At 71.7% G+C, this 2420-nt stretch carries 3 protein-coding genes; all 3 read right to left on the bottom strand.

Going from position 1 to position 2420, the window contains the following annotated elements:
- On the bottom strand, positions 1-327 hold a 327-nt coding region (locus VGR06_RS01450; protein ID WP_327557080.1), incomplete at its 3' end, for a beta-ketoacyl synthase N-terminal-like domain-containing protein.
- A gap of 223 nt (positions 328-550) precedes the next feature.
- Positions 551-1591, bottom strand: a complete 1041-nt coding sequence (locus tag VGR06_RS01445) for an LLM class flavin-dependent oxidoreductase (RefSeq protein WP_327557079.1) — start codon at positions 1589-1591, stop codon at positions 551-553.
- Between the two features lie 27 nt (positions 1592-1618).
- Positions 1619-2420: ABC transporter ATP-binding protein (locus VGR06_RS01440; protein ID WP_327557078.1), on the bottom strand; the 802-nt coding region annotated here is incomplete at its 5' end.

Here is a 2420-nt window from a genome sequence, read left to right as displayed (position 1 = left end):
CTCCGCGTCGAACCGGTCCGCGTCATACAGGAAACCGCCGTGCCGGGTAGTGGAATGCCCGGTCCGGCCCGGATCGGGATGGTAGAGCCGCTCGACCTCCCAGCCCCGGTTGTCCGGAAACGGCCCGATGGCGTCGACCCCGCCGTCCACCAGCCGCCACAGCTCCTCCGGCGACGCCACGCCGCCCGGATACCGGCAGGCCATGCCCACGATCGCGATCGGCTCCGGCCGCACCGCCTCGAGCTCCCGCAGCCGCGCCCGTGTCTGCCGCAGGTCGACCGTGACCCGCTTCAGATACTCGCGAAGCTTCTCCTCGTTCGAGGCCATCGGGTGTCCCCCTGTAGGCGGCGGAACAGCTCCCAAGCTCGTCGACCGGGCTAACGGCTATCTTGGTGCGTCCTAAAGCGGCACCGGACCCCGCCGGGTGCACGCCCCGGCGGGCCGGTTTCGGCTGGCGGGTGGCTGGGTTGCTAGCAGCTGTTGTCCCGAAGGGCCCCTTCCTGTCGTTGAGCGTCCCGAAGGACGCCTTCATGGCACCGGCTCACCCGCATTAGCCGGCTTGGACGCTGGCCGGTGTGGACAGCGCGAACGCCTCGGCGAACAGCTCGTAGGAGCGCACCCGGTCCTCGTGGTCGTAGGTGATGGTGATGGCCATGAGCTCGTCGGCCTGGGACGCCTCGAGCAGGTCGGCGGTGTCCCGGCGCACGGTGTCCGGGCCGCCGATGATCTGCGAGGCGAGGTAGCCGGAGACGAACTCCCTCTCCTTGGCGGAAAAGGAGTATGCCGCCGCCTCCTCGTTGGTGCAGTACGGGAGGTGCCGGTCGTTGGTCACGTCCAGCGCGCCCATCCCGACCGGCCCGGCGAGCCAGTCGGCGTGCTCCTCGGACTCCCCGGCGATGACCATGGCGGCCACGATGGCGTACGGCTTGTCCAGGATCGCCGAGGGCTGGAAGCTCTCCCGGTACAGCCGCATCGCCGGCACGGTCACCTGGGCGCCGAAGTGGTGCGCGAACGCGTAGGGCAGGCCGAAGCGCGCCGCCAGCGCCGCGCTGGACGCGCCGGAACCCAGCACCCAGACCGGAACCGGGTTGCCCAGCGCGGGGATCGCGGTGATCGGCGGGATCGGCTCGTCGTCGGCCGGGCCGGTGAAGTACCGCAGCAGCTCGGTGAGCTGGCGCGGGAACTCGTCCGGCGCCATGGTCGCGGCACTCCGCCGCAACGCCCGCGCCGTCATGTCGTCCGTTCCCGGTGCCCGCCCGATACCCAGGTCGATCCGGCCCGGGTGGATCGCGGCCAGCGTGCCGAACTGCTCGGCCACGATCAGCGGGGAGTGGTTCGGCAGCATCACCCCGCCCGAGCCGACCCGGATGGTTGACGTCACGCTGGCGATCTGGCCGATGAGCACCGCGGGCGCGCAGCTCGCCACCGTCGGGGAGTTGTGGTGCTCGGCGAGCCAGTACCGGTGATAGCCGAGCTCTTCCACGCGCCGCGCCAGGTCGACGGTCTCGCGCAGCGACTGCGCGGGGGTCAGGCCCTTGCGCACCGGCGCGATGTCGAGCACGGACAGGGGTACACGGGGGAGCTGGGTCATCGGGTTTTCCGTTCGTCTATTGATTCGTTACTGTGCCGGTAGATACCAATCCGGCCGGAACAGGCTGTTTCCGCTTGTGCCGGGGTTGCGTTGGTCGGCCTGTTTCGGCCTCCCTGGCAAGTTGACAGCTGTGCGGGGGAGCGCGGCGAGCAGCTCCCGGGTGTACGGATCCCGGGGCGCGGCGAAGATCTCCTCGACCGGGCCGGTCTCCACGATCCGGCCCGCCCGCAGCACCAGCACCCGGTCGCTGACGTGGTGGAGCACGCCGAGATCGTGGGACACGAACACCACCGCCACGCCCAGCCGGTCCCGCACGTCCGCGAACAGGTCCAGGATCTGGGCCTGCACCGAGACGTCCAGCGCGGACACCGGCTCGTCGCAGACCAGCACGTCCGGTTCCGGCGCGAGGGCCCGGGCGATGGCCACCCGCTGGCGCTGCCCGCCGGAGAGCTGCACCGCCCGGCGCCCCAGCAGGTCCGGGGTCAGGCCGACGAGCTCCAGCAGCTCCGGCACGCGGTCCCGGCGCCGGGTCCGGCCGGCCGCCTCGCCGACGATCCGGGCCACCGGGTAGCGCGGGTCGAACGAGCTGAGCGGATCCTGCGGCACCAGCTGGATCCGCCGGCGCAGCGGCCGCCGGCGGGACTCCGGCTGGTTCGACCAGGCCGTGCCGTGCACCCGGATCTCGCCGGTGTCCGGCTCCAGCAGGCCCATGAGCAGCCGGGCCAGCGTGGTCTTGCCGGACCCGGACTCGCCGAGCACGCCCAGCGTCTCGCCGCGGTGCAGGGTGAACGAGACGCCGTCCACCGCTTGGCGGGTGTCGAAGCGCTTC

It is taken from the genome of Actinophytocola sp. (genome assembly GCF_036002505.1).
Classification (GTDB): domain Bacteria; phylum Actinomycetota; class Actinomycetes; order Mycobacteriales; family Pseudonocardiaceae; genus DASYTH01.
This window is presented reverse-complemented; position numbering and strand designations above follow the sequence as displayed.